Here is a 19,745-nt window from a genome sequence, read left to right as displayed (position 1 = left end):
CCCGGGCCCGGGACGGCTCACAGCTTGCCGCCCCGCCCGCCCCCGCGCCGTGCCGGGGCGATGAGCGTGGACAGATAGGGCAGCGGCGCCCCGTCCAGTTCCGCGGCCGGCCGTACGGACTCCTCCGGCAGGCCCAGCGCCGAGCCCCACACGGCGTCGTCGAGCCGCCCGGTCTCCCGCAGCGCCTCGGCGACCTCGGCCGCCTGCCGGCCGAACTTGTAGGCGACGACCGTCCCCGGCCCGTTCAGCGCGTCCCTGAGCACCGCGGCCCCGGCGGTCACCGGCACCAGCGTCAGCGGCTCGGTGCCTTCCGTCAGCACGGCACCCGACCGGGCGGCGAGGTCCTGCATCGCGGTGATGCCCGGCACGGTCTCCACGACGGTGCCCGGAACGAGTTCGCCGACGGTCTGCGCGAGATACGTGAACGTCGAGTACACGTTGGGGTCGCCGATGGTCGCGAAGGCGACGGACCCGTGGCCCCGCAGCAGCCCGGCCACCCGCTCACCGGCCGCGTCCCACGCCGCCTCCCGGCGTCCCCGGTCGGCGCGCTCGTTCAGCGCGAACACGACCCGGACGACCTTCCCGGCGCTCACGTAGTGCAGCACGGTCGCCTCGGCGCGGCCCGGTTCACCGTCGTCCCCTCCGTCGGGGGCGGCCATCACGGGAACGACGACGACCTCGGCGGCGCGCAGCGCGTTCACGCCCTTGACGGTGACCAGCTCCGGGTCCCCGGGCCCGACACCCACCCCGATCAGCCTGCTGCTCATGACGTCCGGCACCTCTCCACGAACCGATGGGCGACACCGGGCTCGGACGCCCAGTGTGTGTGCAGATAGCTCGCGTGCACACCGCGTTCCACGAATCCCTCGACGCGCCGCTCCGGCGCCCGCATCCCCCACGCCGGCGCCGCCCCGGCCCCCGGCTCCACGACCGTCCGGTGGAACTCGTGCCCCCGCATCCGCGTCCCCGCGGCGGCCAGCACGCCGTCACTCACGGCCACGGCGTCCCGGTACCCCAGGGTCAGTCGCTCCGACATCCGCGCGGAGGCGTCCAGCACCCCGCACATGGGCAGCCCGTCCAGCTCCCGGCACAGGTACAGCAGCCCCGCGCACTCGGCGGCGACGGGAGCCCCGCTCAGCACCAGCTCGGCGACGGACTTCCGCAGTCCCTCGTTGGCGGACAGCTCGGAGGCGTACACCTCCGGGAACCCGCCCCCGATCACCAGCCCGCCGGTCCCCTCGGGCAGCTCCTCGTCCCGCAAGGGGTCGAAGGTGACGACCTCGGCCCCGGCGGCGGCGAGCAACTCGGCGTGCTCGGCATAGGAGAAGGTGAACGCGGCCCCACCGGCGACGGCGACGCGCTTCGGCCCGTCCGGCGCTTGAGGACGAGGCCGTCCAGGCCGAAGCGGGGGTCCGGGGGCGGCAGCCCCCGGGGTCGATGGGGGTCCCCCCGCTCGAGCGCAGCCGAGAGTGGGGGAGGGAGGGGGCGGCGGGGGCGAGGGGACCAGGGCCTCACCCGCGTCCCAGGCCGCACACGCCAAGGCACCCGCACCACGCGCCAGCCCGACCAACGCCTCCAGATCACAGCCGCCGGCGACCTGCGCGGCCATCGCGGCAACGGCCTCGACGGCCGAGGCACCCCGCTCGGCGACCGGCACCAGCCCCAGATGCCGGGACGGCGTCTCGACCTGAGCGGCCCGCCGCAGCACCCCCAGCACCGGCACCCCGACGGAGTCCAGCGCCTCCCGCAGCAGCGCCTCGTGCCGGTCCGAGCCGACCTTGTTGAGGATCACGCCCCCGATCCGCACCTCCGGATCGAAGGACACGAACCCGTGCACCAGCGCCGCCACCGACCGCGACTGCGACGACGCGTCCACGACCAGCACCACCGGCGCCCGCAGCAGCTTCGCCACCTGCGCGGTGGACGCCAGCTCCCCCTCGCCCGCCGCCCCGTCGTACAGCCCCATGACGCCCTCGACCACGGCGATGTCACAGCCCCGCGCACCGTGCGCGAAGAGCGGCCCGACCAGCTCCGGCCCGCACAGGTACGCGTCGAGGTTCCGCCCCACGCGCCCGGTGGCGAGCGCGTGGTACCCGGGATCGATGTAGTCCGGCCCCACCTTGTGCGGGGACACGGCGAGCCCCCGCGCGGCGAGCGCGGCCATCAGCCCGGTGGCGACGGTGGTCTTGCCGCTGCCCGAGGAGGGCGCGGCGACGACCAGCCGGGGAACGGCGGAGGTCACCACTCGATGCCCCTCTGCCCCTTCTGCCCCGCGTCCATCGGGTGCTTGACCTTGGACATGTCGGTGACGAGGTCGGCGAACTCCACCAGCGGCTCCGGCGCGTTCCGCCCGGTGATCACCACGTGCTGGGTCCCGGGCCGGTCGCGCAGCACGGACACGACCTCGTCGGTGTCGACCCACCCCCAGTGCATCGGATAGGCGAACTCGTCCAGCACGTAGAGCCGGTACGTCTCGGCGGCGAGGTCGCGCTTGACCTGCTCCCAGCCCTCGCGGGCCTTCTCCTCGTTGGTCGAGTTGTCGCCCTGGATGTCCCGCTGGACCCAGGACCAGCCCTCGCCCATCTTGTGCCAGTCGACGGACCCGCCCTCACCGCTGGCGCCGAGCACCCGCAGCGCGTTCTCCTCGCCGACCTTCCACTTCGCCGACTTGACGAACTGGAACACCCCGATCGGCCACCCCTGGTTCCAGGCCCGCAGCGCCAGCCCGAAGGCCGCGGTCGACTTGCCCTTCCCCACGCCCGTGTGCACGACGACCAGCGGACGGTTGCGCCGCTGACGCGTCGTCAGCCCGTCGTCCGGCACCACACTCGGCTGCCCCTTCGGCATTACGCGGCCCTCCTCTGCACGTCCTTCACCAAACCGGCGATGGAATCCGCCCGCAGCTCGTCGAGCGTCACCGCCGTACCGCCCAGGTCACCCGCGAGCCGCCCGGCCAGCCCGAGCCGCACCGGCCCCGACTCGCAGTCCACGACCACGGAGGCGACGCCCTCGGCCGCGAACAGCCGCGCGGCCCGCGAGGCCAGCGCCACGGGCTCGGGGCCACCGGTCGCCCGCCCGTCCGTCACCACCACGACCAGCGCCCGTCGCGCCGGGTCCCGCAGCCGCTCCACGCGCAGCGCCTCGTGCGCCTTCAGCAGCCCGGCCGCGAGCGGCGTACGGCCCCCGGTCGGCAGCGACTCCAGCCGGGCGGCGGCCGCGTCCACCGACGACGTCGGCGGCAGCGCCACATCGGCCGCCGACCCCCGGAAGGTCACCAGCCCCACCTTGTCCCGCCGCTGGTAGGCGTCCAGCAGCAGCGACAGCACGGCACCCTTCACCGCGCCCATCCGCTGCCGCGCCGCCATCGACCCGGACGCGTCCACGACGAACAGCACGAGATTGCCCTCGCGCCCCTCACGGGCCGCCTGCCGCAGATCGTCCCGGCGCACCACCAGCCCGGGCCCGCTGCGCCCCCGCGCCCGCTGGTGCGGGGCGGCCGCCCGCACGGTGGCCGCGAGGTGCAGCTTGGTCAGCGCCCCCCGGGGACGCCGGGCCCCGGTGGTCCGCCCGTGCTCGGTCCGCGCCCGCGAGCGCCGCCCGGCGGCACCCTCGCCGAGCCCGGGCACGCTCAGCACGCGCGCGCGGAACGGCTCGGCGGCCCGCACGGGCGACTGCTCGCCGGCGCCGCCGGACGAGGGTCGCGGCTCCCCGCCCTCCCCGCCCTCCCCGGCCTCGGGACGCGCGGCGGTGTCGCCGTCGCCCCCGGGCGCGTCGTCGGGCTCCGGCTGCCCGCCGGGGCCGCCGCCGGGACCCGGATCGTCCGGATCGTCGTCGCCCTGGTCCTGCCCGCCGAACTCCTCCAGGGTCTCGTCGAGCTTGTCCTCGTCCAGCCCCGGAGCGTCGAAGGGGTTGCGCCGCCGCCGGTGGGGGAGAGCCAGCAGCGCGGCCTGCCGCACGTCCTCCGCCAGCACGTCGGTCCGCCCGGCCCAGGCGGCCAGCGCGGTCGCGGTGCGCGCCATCACGATGTCGGCGCGCATGCCGTCCACCTCGAAGGCGGCACAGGTCGCCGCGATCTGCCGCAGCGCCCCGTCGCCCAGCCGCACCGACGGCAGCAGCTGGCGGGCGGCCACGATGCGCTGCCGCACGGCGGCCTCCTCGCCGGCCCACCGGGCGGCGAAACCGGCCGGGTCGTCGTCGTACGCCAGCCTGCGCCGCACGACCTCCACCCGCAGGTCGGGCTCGCGCGAGGCGGCGACCTCGACGGTGAGCCCGAACCGGTCGAGCAACTGCGGCCGCAGCTCGCCCTCCTCGGGGTTCATCGTGCCGACGAGCAGGAACTTCGAGGCGTGCCGCACGGACACCCCCTCGCGCTCCACGTACGAGGCGCCCATCGCGGCGGCGTCCAGCAGCAGGTCGACCAGGTGGTCGTGGAGGAGGTTGACCTCGTCGACGTAGAGGATCCCGCGGTGCGCGTCGGCCAGCAGGCCCGGCTCGAAGGCCTTCACGCCCTCCGACAGGGCCCGCTCGATGTCCAGGGCGCCGACGAGCCGGTCCTCGGAGGCGCCGACGGGCAGCTCGACCATCCGCGCCGGCCGGGACTCACGGGCCCCCGGCGCGTGCGGTCCGTCCGGGCAGGCGGGGTCGGGGGAGTCCGGGTCGCAGGAGAACCGGCACCCGGAGACGACGTCCACCTCCGGCATCAGCGCGGACAGGGCGCGCACCGCCGTGGACTTGGCGGTGCCCTTCTCACCACGCACGAGCACACCGCCGACGGCCGGGCTCACGGCGTTGAGGAGCAGGGCCAGGCGGAGGTCGTCCTGTCCGACGACGGCCGTGAACGGGAACGGGGTACTCACTTGTCGTCGCCCTCCAAGTCGCCTTCGAGCTCCAGATAGGTGGCGCGCAGCCGCTCCAGCGTCTCCGCGTCCGGCTCCGCCCACAGCCCCCGGTCGGCGGCCTCCAGCAGCCGCTCGGTGATGCCGCGCAGTGCCCAGGGGTTGGACTTCCTCATGAAGTCCCGGTTCTCCGCGTCGAAGACGTACTCGGCGCTGAGCTTCTCGTACATCCAGTCGTCCACGACCCCGGCCGTGGCGTCGTAGCCGAAGAGGTAGTCCACGGTGGCCGCCATCTCGAAGGCGCCCTTGTAGCCGTGCCGCCGCATCGCCGCCATCCAGCGCGGGTTGACGACCCGGGCGCGGAAGACGCGGTGGGTCTCCTCGCCGAGCGTCCTGGTCCTCACCTGGTCGGGCGTGGCGGAGTCGCCGACGTACGCCTCGGGAGAGGCGCCCGTCAGGTGCCGCACCATGGCGACCATGCCGCCGTGATACTGGAAGTAGTCGTCGGCGTCCACGAGGTCGTGCTCGCGGGTGTCGACGTTCTTCGCCGCCACCGCGATGCGCCGGAACGCCGTCTCCATGTCCCCGCGCGCCGCCCGCCCGTCGAGCCCGCGGCCGTAGGCGTAGCCGCCCCACACCGCGTACACCTCGGCGAGGTCCGCGTCGGAGCGCCAGTTGCGGGCGTCGATCAGCGGCAGCAGACCGGCCCCGTACGCGCCGGGCTTGGAGCCGAAGACGCGGGCCGTGGCCCGGCGCCGGTCGCCGTGCTCGGCGGTGTCCTCGTCGGCGTGCGCCCGCACGTAGTTGGCCCCGGCCGGCTCGTCCAGCTCCGCCACCGTCCGCACCGCGTCGTCGATCAGCCCGACGACGTGCGGGAACGCGTCCCGGAAGAAGCCGGAGATGCGCACCGTGACGTCGATGCGCGGCCGGCCCAGCTCGGCCGGGGGGATCACCTCGAAGCCGGTGACCCGGCGCGAGGCGTCGTCCCAGACCGGACGGCAGCCCAGCAGCGCGAGGATCTCGGCGATGTCGTCGCCCTGGGTGCGCATCGCGGACGTGCCCCACACCGTCAGGCCGACGGACTTCGGGTACTCGCCCGTGTCCTGGAGGTAGCGCTGGAGCAGCGAGTCCGCGAGGGACTGCCCGACCTCCCAGCTCAGCCGGGAGGGAATCGCCTTGGGGTCGACGGAGTAGAAGTTCCGGCCGGTCGGCAGGACGTTGACCAGACCGCGGGTCGGCGAGCCGGACGGCCCGGCCGGGACGTAACCGCCGTCCAGCGCGTGCAGGACGTGCCCGATCTCGTCGGTCGTCCGGGTGAGCCGCGGCACGACCTCCCGGCAGGCGAACTCCAGCACGGCGACCGCGTCGGGCAGTTCGGCGCCGAGCACCTCCCGCACCAGACCCGGTACGGCCGCGACGTCCCAGTCCCGGGACTCCATGCCCTCCGCGAACCGCCGGCACAGCTGCTCCAGCAGGTCGATCGCGTCGGCGGCCGACCGGGAGGGGCCCTCGACCAGGCCGGTCAGCTCCGCCGGCACCTTCACCGGAGCGCCCGGCTCGGCCAGCAGCTCCTTCTCCACCAGCCCGAACTGCGCGGCCAGCGCGGCCCGCAGACCCGGCAGCGCGTTCGCCCGCCCGCCCCACACCTGCGAGGCGCGCAGCACCGCCAGCACCAGGTTGACGCGCGGCTCGCCGACCGGACCGGCGCCGAGGATGTGCAGGCCGTCGCGGATCTGCACGTCCTTGATCTCGCACAGGTAGCCGTCGATGTGCATGACGAACTCGTCGAACGCGTCTTCGTCCGGCTGGTCGTCCACGTGCAGGTCGTGGTGGAGCTCGGCCGCCTTGACCAGCGTCCAGATCTGCGCGCGGACCGCCGGTGCCTTCGCCGGGTCCAGGTCGGAGACGAGCGCGTACTCGTCGAGCAGCTGCTCCAGCTTGGCCAGGTCGCCGTAGGTGTCGGCGCGCGCCATCGGCGGGACGAGGTGGTCGACCACCGTGGCGTGTCCGCGCCGCTTGGCCTGGGTGCCCTCGCCGGGGTCGTTGACGATGAACGGGTAGATCAGCGGCAGGTCGCCCAGCACCGCGTCCGGCGCGCAGCCGGCGCTCAGTCCGAGGCCCTTGCCCGGCAGCCACTCCATCGTGCCGTGCTTGCCCATGTGCACGACCGCGTCGGCGCCGAAACCGTGCTCCAGCCAGCGGTAGGCCGCCAGGTAGTGGTGGGACGGCGGCATGTCGGGGTCGTGGTAGATCGCGATCGGGTTCTCCCCGAAGCCGCGCGGCGGCTGGATCATGACGACGACGTTCCCGAACTGGAGAGAGGCCAGCACGATGTCGTCCCCGTCGACGTACAGCGAGCCCGGCGGCTCGCCCCACGCCTCCCGCATCGCGTCCCGCAGCTCCGTGTCCAGCTTCTCGAACCAGGCCCGGTAGTCGGCCAGCGGCACCCGCGCGGGGGCGGCGGTGAGCTGGTCCTCCGTCAGCCACTCCACGTCGTGGCCGCCGGCCTCGATCAGCCGGTGGATCAGCTCGTCGCCGCCGGACGGGTAGTCGGTGAGCGAGTACCCCGCGTCCCGCAGCGCGTCCAGGACGCGGACCGCGGACGCCGGGGTGTCGAGCCCCACCGCGTTGCCCACCCGGGAGTGCTTGGTCGGGTACGCGGTGAAGACCAGCGCGAGCCTCTTGTCGGCGTTCGGCTTGTGCCTGAGTGCCGCGTGCCGTACGGCGATCCCGGCGACCCGCCCGGCCCGCTCGGGGTCGGCCGCGTAGACGGGCACGTCGTCGGGGCCCTGCTCCTTGAAGGAGAACGGCACGGTGACCAGGCGCCCGTCGAACTCCGGGATCGCCACCTGCATCGCCGCGTCCATCGGGGAGAGCGCCGCGTCGGACGCCTCCCAGGCGGCGCGCGACGAGGTGAGGCAGAGTCCCTGGAGCACCGGCACGTCCAGGTCGGCCAGCGCGCCGACGTCCCACGCCTCCTCGTCGCCGCCCGCCGACGCCTGCGAGGCGTGCGTGCCGCCCGCGGCGAGGACGGTGGCGACCAGGGCGTCGGCCCGGCCCAGCAGCTCGTACAGCCCCGCGTCCGCGCCGCGCAGCGAACCGCAGTACACGGGCAGCGCGTTGGCGCCGCGCGCCTCGATCGCGTCGCACAGCGTGTCCACGAAGGCGGTGTTGCCGCTGAGCTGGTGGGCGCGGTAGAAGAGCACGCCGACCGTCGGGCGGTCCTCCAGGACGGCCCGGGAGCCGTGGACGCCGTACTCCGGCATCTTCCGCGGCTCGTCGAAGCCCTCGCCGGTCAGCAGCACCGTGTCCGACAGGAACCGGGCGAGCTGGGTGAGGTTGGCGGGGCCGCCCTCGACCAGGTAGCGCAGCGCCTCCGCCACGACCCCGGCCGGCACCGACGACTCCGCCATCAGCTCCGCGTCCGGCACGGACTCGCCGCCGAGCAGCACGGTCGGGACGCCCGCGGCCTTCAGCGCGGCGAGCCCGTCCTCCCAGGCGCGCTTGCCGCCCAGCAGGCGTACGACGGCGACGTCGGCGCCCTCGACGAGGGCCGGCAGGTCCTCCCGGACGTCGACCCGGGTCGGGTTGCCGATCCGGTAGGCGGCGTCCGACGCGCGGGCCGCCAGCAGGTCCGTGTCGGCGGTCGACAACAACAACACTGTGCTCATGCGGGCGCTCCCGGTGGAATGAAGGGCAGTCCTTGCGGCGCGCCGGACTCGATGAGCCGCCACAGCGCGTCCGTGTCCGCGTGCTGTTCGATCAGGTCGCCGAGCCGGTCGAGCTGCTCCTCGCGCAGCGCGGCGAACGAGGTGTCGGGGGCCGGCACGAAGCGGCGGCCCGCGGCGGCGGCCACCTCGCGCAGGAAGGCCCGCCGGAAGCCGTCCGACTCCAGCGAGCCGTGCCAGTGCGTGCCCCAGGTCCGGCCGGCCCGGCAGCCGTCGAGGAAGGGGGTCCCGCCCGTCACCTCGGCGACCCCGTGGTGGATCTCGTACCCCTCGACGCGCTCGCCGAGGGCCTCGCCCACCGGCCGCGTGAGGGTCTTCTCGCGGGCGAACCGCACCCGCACGGGCAGCAGCCCGAGCCCGTCGACGTGCCCGGCGCGGGACTCGACCTCGTCCTCGATGTGCTCGCCGAGGAGCTGGAACCCGCCGCAGATGCCGAGCACCGGCCGGTCCTCGGCGGCCCGGCGCGCGATCGCGTCCGCCAGCCCCCGCTCCCGCAGCCACCGAAGCGCCCGGACGGTACCGCGCGTCCCCGGCACGATCACGAGGTCGGCGTCGGCCAGCTCCTCCGGCCGGTCCACGAAGCGCACCACGACACCGGGTTCGGCGGCGAGCGCGTCCACGTCCGTGAAGTTGGACATCAGCGGCACCGCGCAGACCGCGACCCGCAGCACGTCCTCGCCGACCGGCGGCGCGACCGTGGACTCCCGCACCGTCCCGCGCAATGAGACACGCAGCCCGTCCTCCTCGTCGATGCCGAGCCCGTGCCGGAAGGGCAGGACGCCGTACGTCCGCCGCCCGGTGAGGCCGTGCAGCATGTCGAGGCCGGGCTCCAGCAGCGACACGTCGCCGCGGAACTTGTTCACGAGGAACCCGGCGACCAGCGCCTGGTCCTCGGGCGACAGCAGGGCCACCGTGCCGAAGAAGGACGCGAAGACGCCCCCGCGGTCGATGTCGCCGACGACCAGGACCGGCAGACCGGCGCCCCGGGCGATCCCCATGTTCACGATGTCGGTCCGGCGCAGGTTGATCTCGGCCGGGCTGCCCGCTCCCTCGCAGATCACCGCGTCGTACGTGTCCCGCAGCCCGGCCAGGCAGTCGAGCACCGTGCCGAGCAGCTGCCGCTGCCGCCCGCCGTGGTAGCCGCGGGCGCTCATCTCCCCGACCGGCTTGCCGAGCAGCACGACCTGGCTGCTCCGCTCGCCGCCCGGCTTGAGCAGCACCGGGTTCATCAGCGCGGTCGGCTCGACGCGGCACGCCTGGGCCTGCATGGCCTGCGCACGCCCGATCTCGGCGCCCTCGCGGGTCACGAAGGAGTTGAGCGACATGTTCTGCGCCTTGAAGGGCGCCACCTTCACGCCCTGCCGCACCAGCCAGCGGCAGATCCCGGCGGTGACGACGCTCTTGCCGGCGTCGGAGGTGGTGCCGGCGACGAGGAGGCCACCGCTCATGACGTACGTCCCTTCCGGCCGGCCCCGCGGACGAGCAGCCGCGCGCCCGCGCACACGCCCAGCGCCAGCCAGCCCACGCGCCGGGACAGCCTCACCGCCCGCTCGATGTCACCGGATCCGGCCCGGACGGCGCGACCCGCCGCCCCGTTGAGGACGGGCCGGTGCTCCACCCGCCCGCCGTACGACAGGGTCCCGCCGAGCCGCACGCCCAGGGCCCCCGCGAAGGACGCCTCCACGGGCCCGGCGTTGGGGCTCGGGTGCTGTGCGGCGTCGGCCCGCCAGGCCCGTACGGCGCCCGCGGGGCTGCCGCCGGCCGCGGTGGTCAGGACGGCGGTCAGGCGGGCGCCCGGCCAGCCCGCGAGGTCGTCGAGCCGGGCCGAGGCCCAGCCGTACCGCCGGTAGCGGGGGGACCGGTGGCCGACCATGGCGTCCAGGGTGTTCACGGCCCGGAAGCCGAGCAGCCCCGGCACTCCGCCGAGCGCGCCCCACACCAGGGCGCCCACGACCGCGTCGGAGGTGTTCTCGGCGACGGACTCCACGACGGCCCGGGCGATCCCGTCGGCGTCCAGCGCCTGCGGGTCCCGTCCGCACAGGTGCGGCAGCCGGGCCCGGGCCCCCTCGACGTCCCCGGCCTCCAGGGCCCGGCCGACGGCGCGGGCCTCCCGGGCCAGCGAGGTCCCGCCCACGACGGCCCAGGTGGCGGCGCCGGTCAGCGCGACGGAGGCGGCGGGGGAGCGGCGGACGGCGCGCTCGGCGGCGGCCCCCAGGGCGACGGCGCCACCGGCGCACACGGCGGTGTGCAGCGCGCCCCAGCCCCGGTGGTCACGCCACAGCACCCGTTCCACGGCGCCGGCGGCACGGCCGAACACGGCGACCGGGTGTCCACGGCGCGGATCGCCGAGGAGGAGGTCGCCGAGGAGGCCGGCGGCGGCGCCGTACGCGAAGACGCGTTCGGCGCGCACGGCTCAGCCGGCCGCGGGAAGGGGAAGCGGAAGTGTGTCGCTGGTGAGCCCGGAACGGCAGCCGCGCATGGCGATATGTCCTCACTCAGGGTGTCCACGCCCTGGTTCGACGAAATCGGCGGTGAGAGTTCCTGGCTCCCGGGGCCGTACCTGCGTACTGCCCCGGTGACAGTGGCGGGACCGCGCCGGACTCGCACCGGCTTCCTCTCCTGCCGCCGTAATGGCTCCGGCAGTCCACCACGGCCCGCGAACACCCGTCAACTCGCTGTTGACCTGCGCCGGGGGAGTGTGCGAGAGCCCACACGCGGGTGGTGTGCGCCGGCGTGTGAAAAGCGCGGGGCGCGGGACGGTGGAGTCCGTCCCGCGCCCCGCACGGTGTGCGCCCTGTGGTCAGGCGACGATCAGATAGATCCCGTACGCCACCGCCGCCGCGCAGGAAGCGAAGCACGCGTAGGCGCCGGTGACCGCGAGCGCCGCGGACCCGCCCCGGGCGGCGGCCCGCTCCTGGCGGGAGAGGCCGACGATGCCGAGGGTGAACAGGGCCACCAGAGCCACGGTGGCCACGAGACTGACCCCGAAGACGGAGCCGAGGGCTGCCCAGTCGATAGACATGGTTCTCTTCCTTCGTACCCGGGACGCGGGCTCAGACGGTGGTGGCGGCCGACGGGGCCTTGGAGTCGGTGCCGGCCTGGGCCGGGAAGGACGCCGCGAGGGCGTCGGACGCGGTGCCCGCGGGCGGCGGGACGACGGCGGCGATCGCCGTGGTCACCACGCCGGCCGGCTCGCGCTCCGGCTCGTCGCCGCCGTTGACGTTGGTGTGGTCGACGACCTCGCGCCGGGAGATCCGCCAGATCGCGAAGCTGGAGGCGACGAGGAAGGCCGCGACGAGCGCCGTGCCCCAGTCGCCGAAGCCGCAGACCCACTCGGCGAGCGCGGCGACCAGGGCCGCGGCCGGCAGGGTGAGGCCCCACGCGACGAACATGCGGGTGGCCGTCGACCAGCGCACCACGCCGCCCTTGCGGCCGAGGCCCGCGCCCATGACCGCGCCGGAGACCGAGTGCGTGGTGGAGAGGGAGAAGCCGAGGTGGGAGGAGGCCAGGATGACCGTGGCGGCGCTGGTCTGGGCGGCGAAGCCCTGCTGCGGCTGGAGGTCGGTCAGGCCCTTGCCCATGGTGCGGATGATGCGCCAGCCGCCGAGGTAGGTGCCGAGCGCGATGGCCAGGCCCGCGGACAGGATGACCCACACGGGCGGGTTCGAGCCGGGGGCGAGGGAGCCGCCCGCGATCAGGGCGAGGGTGATGATGCCCATCGTCTTCTGGGCGTCGTTGGTGCCGTGGGCGAGCGAGACCAGGCCGGCCGAGGCGATCTGCCCGGCGCGGTAGCCCTTCTCCGCGGCCCTGCCGTCGGCCTTGCGGCCGAGCGAGTACGTCAGCCGGGAGGCGAGCATCGCCGCGACACCCGCGACGATCGGGGCGGCGACGGCCGGCAGGAGCACCTTGGTGACGAGGACGTCGCCGTGGACGGCGCCGATGCCCGCCGAGGCGACGGCGGCGCCGATCAGGCCGCCCATGAGGGCGTGCGAGGAACTGGACGGGAGTCCGACCAGCCAGGTCAGCAGGTTCCAGAGGATCGCGCCGACCAACGCGGCGAAGATGACCTCGGGACGGATGCCGGTCTCGTCGACGAGACCCTTGGAGATCGTGTTGGCGACCTCCACCGAGAGAAAGGCGCCCACAAGGTTCAGCACGGCGGACATGGCCACCGCGACCTTGGGTTTGAGCGCACCGGTCGAAATGGTCGTTGCCATCGCGTTCGCGGTGTCGTGGAAACCGTTCGTGAAATCGAACGCGAGTGCGGTTACCACCACAATCGCGAGGATCAGCGAGAAGCTTTCCATTTACCCAGGCAATCGTTCGAGGTCATTGGCGCGTCGAACGTAGGCAACCAGAGTGAACGGAAGGTGAACTGGACCGGGCGTCATGGTGACCGGAAACGGGGTCGTGACCTCCGTGAACGCCTGCGCTGCGTACCCGCGCCGACGCTCTCCGGAGACGTGCCTGGCAGGATCGCCGCGAGGCGCCGGACCACGGCGCGGCGAGGGGCGTGCGGGACGCCCGACGGGAGGCGTGGACTGTGACGGAGTCGAAGGCCGGAGAGGTGTCCGCGGAGGAGTCCGGGGCGTGGGAGGCGCTCGTCGCTACGGCCCGGCGGACGGTGTCCGACGGGCTGGTGGTCGGCACCTCCGGCAACGTCTCGGTGCGGGTCGGCGACACGGTGCTGGTCACCCCGTCGGGCGTGCCCTACGACCGGCTGGCCCCCGGCGACGTGACCGGCGTCGCCCTGGACGGCCGGCAGGTGCTGGGCACGCTGGTCCCCACCAGCGAGCTGCCCATGCACCTCGCCGTGTACCGCACCACCGGCGCCCGGGCCGTCGTCCACACCCACGCCGTGCACGCGACGGCCGTCTCCCTGCTCGTCCCCGAGCTTCCCGCTGGTCCACTACATGGCCGCCGCGCTCGGCGGCCCCGTCAGGGTCGCCCCCTACGCGGCCTACGGCACCGACGAACTCGCCCGCCACATGCTGGCCGCCCTCGCCGGCCGCACCGGCTGCCTCCTGCGCAACCACGGCACGGTCACCTACGGCGCCACCCTCGACCAGGCCTACGACCGCACCGCCCAGCTGGAGTGGATGTGCCGCCTGTGGCTCACGGCCTCCTCGGTCCCCGGCCGCACCCCGTCCCTGCTGACACCGGCCCAGCTGGACGAGGTGACGGAACGCCTGCACGGCTACGGCCAGCCGACCTGACCGGCACGTTCCGCCGGGCGACGGCCCGCAGCGAGCTGCGAGGCGGGACGGGAGTTGCCTGTCGCAGGGCACCCGCGGGCCGGCCGGGTCCCGCTGACGGGGGCCGGAGAGGTTACCGGGCGGCTTCCGGGGTACCGGCAGTCGAGCCGGCCCATGGCACCGGGCCCGGCCGGGCGCCGTCACTCCGTGTCGTCCGCCCGCTGGCCGCCCACGGACCCCACCGGGAGACTGGCCCCATGCGCACTGTCACAGCAACGGCCGCCGCAGTCACCGCAGCCCTGGCGGCGGCCGGCGCAGCGAGCGTCGCCGCCGGCCGCCTGGCCAGCGACGCCGCGCTCAAGGCGCCCCCCGGCCGCCCCCTGCCCACCGAACCCCGGCTCACCGTGCACGGGACCGCCGCCGGGCAGATCACCCTCACCCGGGACCTCGCCGCGCTCCGCCCCGGCCGCTACGGCCTCGCGGGCGACGCGTCCCACGCCGTCGTCGGCCCGGTGCTCGACGGCGCCCAGCACGGCGCCGACACCGTCGTACGCCGCCTCGAAGGCGTCACCCACGGCTCCTTCGACGCCGGCGACCGGGCCTGGTTCACCCCCAACCTGTACGTCGGCACCCCCGGCACCGCCCTCGGCCTGGACTACACCGACGTCGACGTCCCCGGCGAACTCGGCCCGCTCCCGGCCTGGTTCGTGACCGGCGCCCGCCCCACCTGGATCATCGCCGTGCACGGCCTCGGAGCCACCCGCGAGCACGCCCTGAACCTCATGGCGCCCCTGCACGAACGGCACGTCCCGGTGCTGGTCCCCACCCACCGCGGCGACGCCGGCGCCCCGCCCTCGCCGGACGGCCTGCACCACTTCGGCGAGACCGAGTGGCACGACGTGGACGCCGCCGTCCACTACGCCCTCGGCCACGGTGCCCGCCAGGTCGTCATGCTCGGCTGGTCCACCGGCGCCACCATGGCCCTGCGCACCGCCGCGCGCTCCGCCGCCCGCGACCGCATCGCGGGGCTCGTCCTGGACTCCCCGGTCCTCAGCTGGGAGACCACCCTGCGCGCCCTGGCCGCCGCCCGCCGCACGCCCGGCGTACTGCTGCCGCTCGCGGTCCGCGCCGCGCAGGGCCGCGCCGGACTGCACGCCGACGGCGGCGCCGAACGGGCCGGACACGAGGCCCTCTCGGTGCCGACCCTGGTCTTCCACGGCCCCGACGACACGGTCGCCCCCTGGCGGTTCACCCGCCGCTTCGCCGACGCCCACCCCCGGCTCGTCTCCCTCCACACCGTCGAGGGCGCCCCGCACGGCGCCATGTGGAACGTCGACCCGGACGCCTACCAGGAGACCCTCCGCCGCTTCATGACCCCCCTGGTGTGACCCCGGCGGGCCCCGCCCCGCCGCGCGCCGCTCAGGTTCCGTTCAGGGCCGTACCCATGGCCGGATCCACCGCCCGGGCCGCCTGCCGAGGCCCCGCACAGACCCTCCTCGCCACCACCCCGGGCATTCCGTTTGGGTTTTCGGACCGTCAACCGGAAGACTGCACCCGTGACGTCCCGTATCCCGCGCGACTCCAGGCTTCGACTCGTCCGTCCGCGACCCCTGGCCGACGCCCCCAGAGCGATCAACCAGCGGCGCGCGCACCGCGCCGCACCGCGCCCCCCGGAGGGCACACCGGCCCGCTCGGAACTGGCCCGAATGGCGCGTTCCGGCCTGGCCGGCGCCGCCCGCATCGCCCGCTGGGCCGACGCCGCCCTCGGCCCCGGCCGCGGCAGCGCGACCGCCGACGGCAAGGCCACCCTCTCCGACGCGACCGCCGAACACGCGGCCCGCGAACTGGGCCTGACCCCGGCCGAGGTCCGCGCCGACTGGGACACCGCCCGCCTCGCCGGGCTGGTCGAGGTCCACGGCGACACCGCCCGCCCCGGCTGGCGCCTGCGCGCCTGGAACCGCGACGACAGCGCTGTACTGCGCGGCTGGGTCGCCCTCTTCGACGCCTGGTCGCTCGCCCACCCGGAGCCCGACGGGCAGGAGCCCGCCGCCGTCGCCGAGGTCGTCTCCGCGATGCCGCAGGTGCTCTCCTTCCTCCAGCTCTCCGCCGGACCGGTGCCCGTCGCACAGCTCCTCGACCTGCTGGAGCAGCGCGTCACCGAACTGCGCACCGAGCGCTGCGAGGTCCCCTACGGCCCCCGGCTCGAACCGGGCACCCCCGATGCCCCGCAGCCCCCGCAGGCCGCGGACGGCACCGACGGCACCCCCCTCGCCCCCCTGCTCGACTGGGCCCTGCACGCCCTGTCCTCCGTCGGCGCCCTCACCTGCGGCGACGGCCAGGCCACCCTCACACCGCTGGGCAGCTGGGCGGTCTGGGTCAAGCTGGAGCAGATCTGCGTGGCCGCGCAGAGCCCCGCCGGGAACATCGAGCAGTCGGCCGAGGCCATGCTCCGCGGCTGCGGCCGGCTCCGCCCCAACGCGGCCCGCGCCGAGTACCGCGCCTGGCTCGCCGCCCGCCCCGTCGGCAGCGCCGTCACCGAGCTGCTCGCCGCCGCCCGCGGCGAGGACGCCCTGCTGCGCGGCCTCGCCTTCGAGGCGCTGCGCGTCGTCGGCGCCCCCGCCGAGCCCGACGTCCGCGCCGTGCTCGGCGAGCCCACGCTGCGCCCGTACGCCCTGCTGTGGCTGGCCGAGCACGACGGCGCCGACCCCGAGGACGCCCACGAGGTCCTCACCCGCCAGGAGGCCACCTGGCTGTGGGTCGACACGGCCGCCGCCGTCGCCGACCACGGCGAGGCCCCGCTGCTGGTGCGGCACCTGGAGTCCGCCGTGCAGCCCACCGTCCCGGCCCTCCTCGACGAGGTCCGCGCCGTCGGGCACCCGCGCACCGTGCAGGTCCTGGTCGCCCTCGCCGCGGCCCACCCCGACCCGGCCCTGGCCAAGGCCGTCCGCCGGGCCGCGTTCCAGGTGCACACCGGGGGCAGCTGACCGGAGACCGGCCGGCGGACGTCAGCCGACGGCGGACGTCAGCCGCGGACATCGGGCGCGTACGTCCCGAAGCTCCAGACGTTGCCCTCGAGGTCCCGGGCCATGTAGTCCCGGGACCCGTAGTCCTGGTCCGTCGGGGGCATCAGGATCTCCGCGCCGTGCTCCACGGCCCGCCGGTGGTGTGCGTCGACGTCGTCCACCACGACGTACACCCCCATCGTGCCCGCGTTCCCCATCGCCTCGTCGAAGCGGCTGCCCGTGCCCCTGGAACCGAGCATCACCGCGCCGTTGCCCTGGGCCGGCTCCGCGTGCGCGACCGAGCCGTCCTCGCCCTCGTACACGGCCAGTTCCGTGGAGCCGAAGGCCCGCGTGAGCCGGCGGACCGCCGCCTTGGCGTCCGCGTACAGCAGCGTCGGGAAGACGCTCGGGCGGCCGCCGTCCGTGCCTGCCATGCCGATCACTCCCTCGTGAGCCGGTACCGGTGACCGGACGCCGGGAAAGTCCCGGAATCCGCCCCGGCGCCCAGTTTCGCACCGGCCACCGGCAGTGCCCGCGATCCACGCCCCGCGGACGGGGGAGTCCCGGACGGACGGCCGCGGGGACCGGCACCCGGGAAAAGCGGTTGCACGGCCCCGTTAGACTGGCCCCATGGCCATTCTCCTCGCGCATTAGACGGCGGGAAACGTCCTCAGCCGTCCATCCCGTCACCCACCCGCCCTGGAGTCTGACCGTGATCTCCGCCTCCGGCATCGAGCTGCGCGCCGGTGCCCGTGTCCTCATCGAGAGCGCCACCTTCCGCATCGCCAAGGGCGACCGCATCGGCCTGGTCGGCCGCAACGGCGCCGGCAAGACCACCCTCACCAAGGTCCTCGCCGGCGAGGGCATCCCCGCCGGGGGTACCGTCACCCGCTCCGGTGAGGTCGGCTATCTCCCGCAGGACCCGCGCACCGGCGACCTCGACGTGCTGGCCCGCGACCGCATCCTCTCCGCCCGCGGCCTCGACACCCTGATCCGCAAGATGCGCGAGAACGAGCAGCGCATCGCGAACGGCCAGGGCGCCACCCGCGAGAAGGCGCTCAGGCAGTACGAGCGCCAGGAGACGGAGTTCCTCACCAAGGGCGGATACGCCGCCGAGGCCGAGGCCGCCACCATCGCCGCCGCGCTCAACCTGCCCGACCGCGTGCTCGGCCAGCCCCTGCACACGCTCTCCGGCGGTCAGCGCCGGCGTGTCGAGCTGGCCCGGATCCTGTTCTCCGACGCGGACACGCTGCTGCTCGACGAGCCGACCAACCACCTCGACGCCGACTCGATCGTCTGGCTGCGCGACTACCTGAAGACCTACCGCGGCGGCTTCATCGTGATCTCCCACGACGTCGACCTGGTGGAGACGGTCGTCAACAAGGTGTTCTACCTGGACGCCAACCGCTCCCAGATCGACGTCTACAACATGGGCTGGAGGCTCTACCAGCAGCAGCGCGAGGCCGACGAGAAGCGGCGCAAGCGCGAGCGCGCCAACGCCGAGAAGAAGGCCGCCGCCCTGCACTCGCAGGCCGACAAGATGCGCGCCAAGGCCACCAAGACCGTCGCCGCGCAGAACATGGCCCGCCGCGCCGACAAGCTGCTGGCCGGCCTGGAGGCCGTCCGCCAGTCCGACAAGGTCGCCAAGCTCCGCTTCCCCGAGCCGGCACCCTGCGGCAAGACCCCGCTGACCGCGGAGGGCCTGTCCAAGTCGTACGGCTCCCTGGAGATCTTCACCGACGTCGACCTGGCCATCGACAAGGGCTCCCGCGTCGTCATCCTCGGTCTCAACGGCGCCGGCAAGACGACCCTGCTGCGCCTGCTCGGCGGCGTGGAGAAGCCCGACACGGGCGAGGTCGTCGAGGGCCACGGCCTCAAGCTCGGCTACTACGCGCAGGAGCACGAGACCCTCGACCCCGAGCGCACCGTCCTGGAGAACATGCGGTCCGCCGCGCCCGACATGGACCTCGTCGAGGTCCGCAAGGTGCTCGGCTCGTTCCTGTTCTCCGGCGACGACGTCGACAAGCCGGCCGGTGTCCTCTCGGGCGGCGAGAAGACCCGCCTCGCGCTGGCCACCCTCGTGGTCTCCTCGGCGAACGTGCTGCTCCTCGACGAGCCGACGAACAACCTCGACCCGGCCAGCCGGGAGGAGATCCTCGGCGCGCTGCGCACCTACAAGGGCGCGGTCGTGCTCGTCACCCACGACGAGGGCGCGGTCGAGGCGCTCCAGCCGGAGCGGATCATCCTGCTCCCGGACGGCGTCGAAGACCTGTGGGGCGCGGGCTACGCGGACCTCGTCGCCCTTGCTTGATCGAACGGATGATCCACTGGGTATGGATCATTCGGCCGATCCGTGATCCACCATCTGTGTGAGATCTCCTCATCATGAGGTGTGTCCTACATCGATTTCGCGGCCGGGGCCCCATTCTGGGGGCCCCGGCCGCGTCGCCTTTCTGACCTGCGCTTTCGCCGGAAGATCCGCGCGGCTGTCGTCGCCGGACGCTTTGGAATTGCGCATTCCGTATGTGGGGACGCGCTCCTGTCGTCACATCCCTGTCTCATCGACCTTGCCGAATGGGTGGCCATGAGGCCCATGAGGGGTGATCATGAGGAGACCAGAGCGCACTTCCCATGAGGAGGCACGGGTGGCCGAGACTCTGAAGAAGGGCAGCCGGGTGACCGGCGCCGCGCGCGACAAGCTCGCGGCAGACCTGAAGAAGAAGTACGACGCCGGTGCGAGCATCCGGGCGTTGGCCGAGGAAACCGGCCGCTCGTATGGCTTCGTGCACCGCATGCTCAGCGAGTCGGGTGTCACGCTGCGAGGGCGTGGCGGGGCGACCCGGGGCAAGAAGGCCGCATCGGCCTGATCCACCCCGGGTGGCCCCTCGGCTCCGATGGTGGCCACCCGGTCGGTCGTCCGGCCGACCGGGTGGTTACTGTGCAGTCACTTAGCTCTGTCGCGGCACGGCGAGGCAGTCGGCACAC

At 74.4% G+C, this 19,745-nt stretch carries 14 protein-coding genes, 1 pseudogene and 1 riboswitch; of the genes and pseudogenes, 5 read left to right on the top strand and 10 right to left on the bottom strand.

What is annotated here, in order from left to right; all coding sequences use genetic code 11:
• Positions 1-17: 17 nt before the first annotated feature.
• The 9 genes from cobI to AC0VYN_RS25920 all read right to left on the bottom strand — a co-directional run bounded on the left by cobI (position 18) and on the right by AC0VYN_RS25920 (position 12,870).
• Positions 18-767 (bottom strand): precorrin-2 C(20)-methyltransferase, encoded by a 750-nt coding sequence (gene cobI, locus AC0VYN_RS25960; protein WP_475532905.1) that lies wholly within the window; start codon positions 765-767, stop codon positions 18-20.
• A complete protein-coding gene (locus tag AC0VYN_RS25955; protein ID WP_475532904.1) occupies positions 764-2,245 on the bottom strand; it encodes a cobyrinate a,c-diamide synthase in 1,482 nt (493 codons plus the stop codon). The genes cobI and AC0VYN_RS25955 overlap by 4 nt, the downstream gene beginning before the upstream one ends.
• The gene (gene cobO / locus AC0VYN_RS25950; RefSeq protein ID WP_451690136.1) at positions 2,239-2,847 is read right to left on the bottom strand and encodes a cob(I)yrinic acid a,c-diamide adenosyltransferase; all 609 of its coding nucleotides are present in this window, start codon (positions 2,845-2,847) and stop codon (positions 2,239-2,241) included. Before cobO ends, AC0VYN_RS25955 begins: the two co-directional genes overlap by 7 nt.
• Positions 2,847-4,856: a putative cobaltochelatase gene (locus tag AC0VYN_RS25945; protein WP_475532903.1), complete on the bottom strand. Its 2,010-nt coding sequence runs from the start codon at positions 4,854-4,856 to the stop codon at positions 2,847-2,849. Before AC0VYN_RS25945 ends, cobO begins: the two co-directional genes overlap by 1 nt.
• On the bottom strand, positions 4,853-8,506 hold the full coding sequence (gene cobN, locus AC0VYN_RS25940; RefSeq protein WP_475532902.1) for a cobaltochelatase subunit CobN: 3,654 nt from the start codon (positions 8,504-8,506) through the stop codon (positions 4,853-4,855). The genes AC0VYN_RS25945 and cobN overlap by 4 nt, the downstream gene beginning before the upstream one ends.
• On the bottom strand, positions 8,503-10,011 hold the full coding sequence (locus tag AC0VYN_RS25935) for a cobyric acid synthase (RefSeq protein WP_475532901.1): 1,509 nt from the start codon (positions 10,009-10,011) through the stop codon (positions 8,503-8,505). Before AC0VYN_RS25935 ends, cobN begins: the two co-directional genes overlap by 4 nt.
• Positions 10,008-10,973 carry a cobalamin biosynthesis protein gene (locus AC0VYN_RS25930; protein ID WP_475532900.1) on the bottom strand — a complete coding sequence of 322 codons (966 nt, stop codon included), beginning with the start codon at positions 10,971-10,973 and terminating at the stop codon, positions 10,008-10,010. Before AC0VYN_RS25930 ends, AC0VYN_RS25935 begins: the two co-directional genes overlap by 4 nt.
• A 106-nt stretch (positions 10,974-11,079) precedes the next feature.
• Positions 11,080-11,227, bottom strand: a riboswitch (cobalamin riboswitch).
• A 136-nt stretch (positions 11,228-11,363) separates the two neighbouring features.
• Positions 11,364-11,585, bottom strand: a complete 222-nt coding sequence (locus AC0VYN_RS25925) for a hypothetical protein (RefSeq protein ID WP_475532899.1) — start codon at positions 11,583-11,585, stop codon at positions 11,364-11,366.
• Positions 11,586-11,616: 31 nt separating this feature from the next.
• Positions 11,617-12,870: an inorganic phosphate transporter gene (locus AC0VYN_RS25920; protein ID WP_475532898.1), complete on the bottom strand. Its 1,254-nt coding sequence runs from the start codon at positions 12,868-12,870 to the stop codon at positions 11,617-11,619.
• A gap of 236 nt (positions 12,871-13,106) precedes the next feature.
• Between AC0VYN_RS25920 and AC0VYN_RS25915 the strand changes: the two are divergent.
• The 3 genes and pseudogenes from AC0VYN_RS25915 to AC0VYN_RS25905 all read left to right on the top strand — a co-directional run bounded on the left by AC0VYN_RS25915 (position 13,107) and on the right by AC0VYN_RS25905 (position 16,742).
• Positions 13,107-13,779: pseudogene (locus AC0VYN_RS25915) on the top strand (class II aldolase/adducin family protein).
• Between the two features lie 236 nt (positions 13,780-14,015).
• Positions 14,016-15,146: an alpha/beta hydrolase family protein gene (locus AC0VYN_RS25910; RefSeq protein WP_475532897.1), complete on the top strand. Its 1,131-nt coding sequence runs from the start codon at positions 14,016-14,018 to the stop codon at positions 15,144-15,146.
• Positions 15,147-15,314: 168 nt separating this feature from the next.
• The gene (locus tag AC0VYN_RS25905) at positions 15,315-16,742 is read left to right on the top strand and encodes a hypothetical protein (protein WP_475532896.1); all 1,428 of its coding nucleotides are present in this window, start codon (positions 15,315-15,317) and stop codon (positions 16,740-16,742) included.
• A 38-nt stretch (positions 16,743-16,780) separates the two neighbouring features.
• Here the strand turns inward: AC0VYN_RS25905 and AC0VYN_RS25900 are convergent, their stop codons facing one another.
• On the bottom strand, positions 16,781-17,194 hold the full coding sequence (locus AC0VYN_RS25900) for a VOC family protein (RefSeq protein ID WP_475532895.1): 414 nt from the start codon (positions 17,192-17,194) through the stop codon (positions 16,781-16,783).
• Between the two features lie 278 nt (positions 17,195-17,472).
• On the opposite strand from AC0VYN_RS25900, the gene AC0VYN_RS25895 reads away from it, so the two are divergent.
• Complete coding sequence (locus tag AC0VYN_RS25895) at positions 17,473-19,071, top strand: ABC-F family ATP-binding cassette domain-containing protein (RefSeq protein ID WP_475532894.1); 1,599 nt, start codon at positions 17,473-17,475, stop codon at positions 19,069-19,071.
• Between the two features lie 334 nt (positions 19,072-19,405).
• Entirely contained in the window at positions 19,406-19,627 is a 222-nt protein-coding gene (locus AC0VYN_RS25890) for a helix-turn-helix domain-containing protein (protein WP_018567695.1), read from the top strand.
• Positions 19,628-19,745 lie beyond the last annotated feature (118 nt).

It is taken from the genome of Streptomyces sp. 63XJN7_1_ISO-PGPR-S23-121 (genome assembly GCF_056173025.1).
Note: the sequence above shows the minus strand (reverse complement) of the source record. Positions and strands in the feature narration are given on the sequence as shown.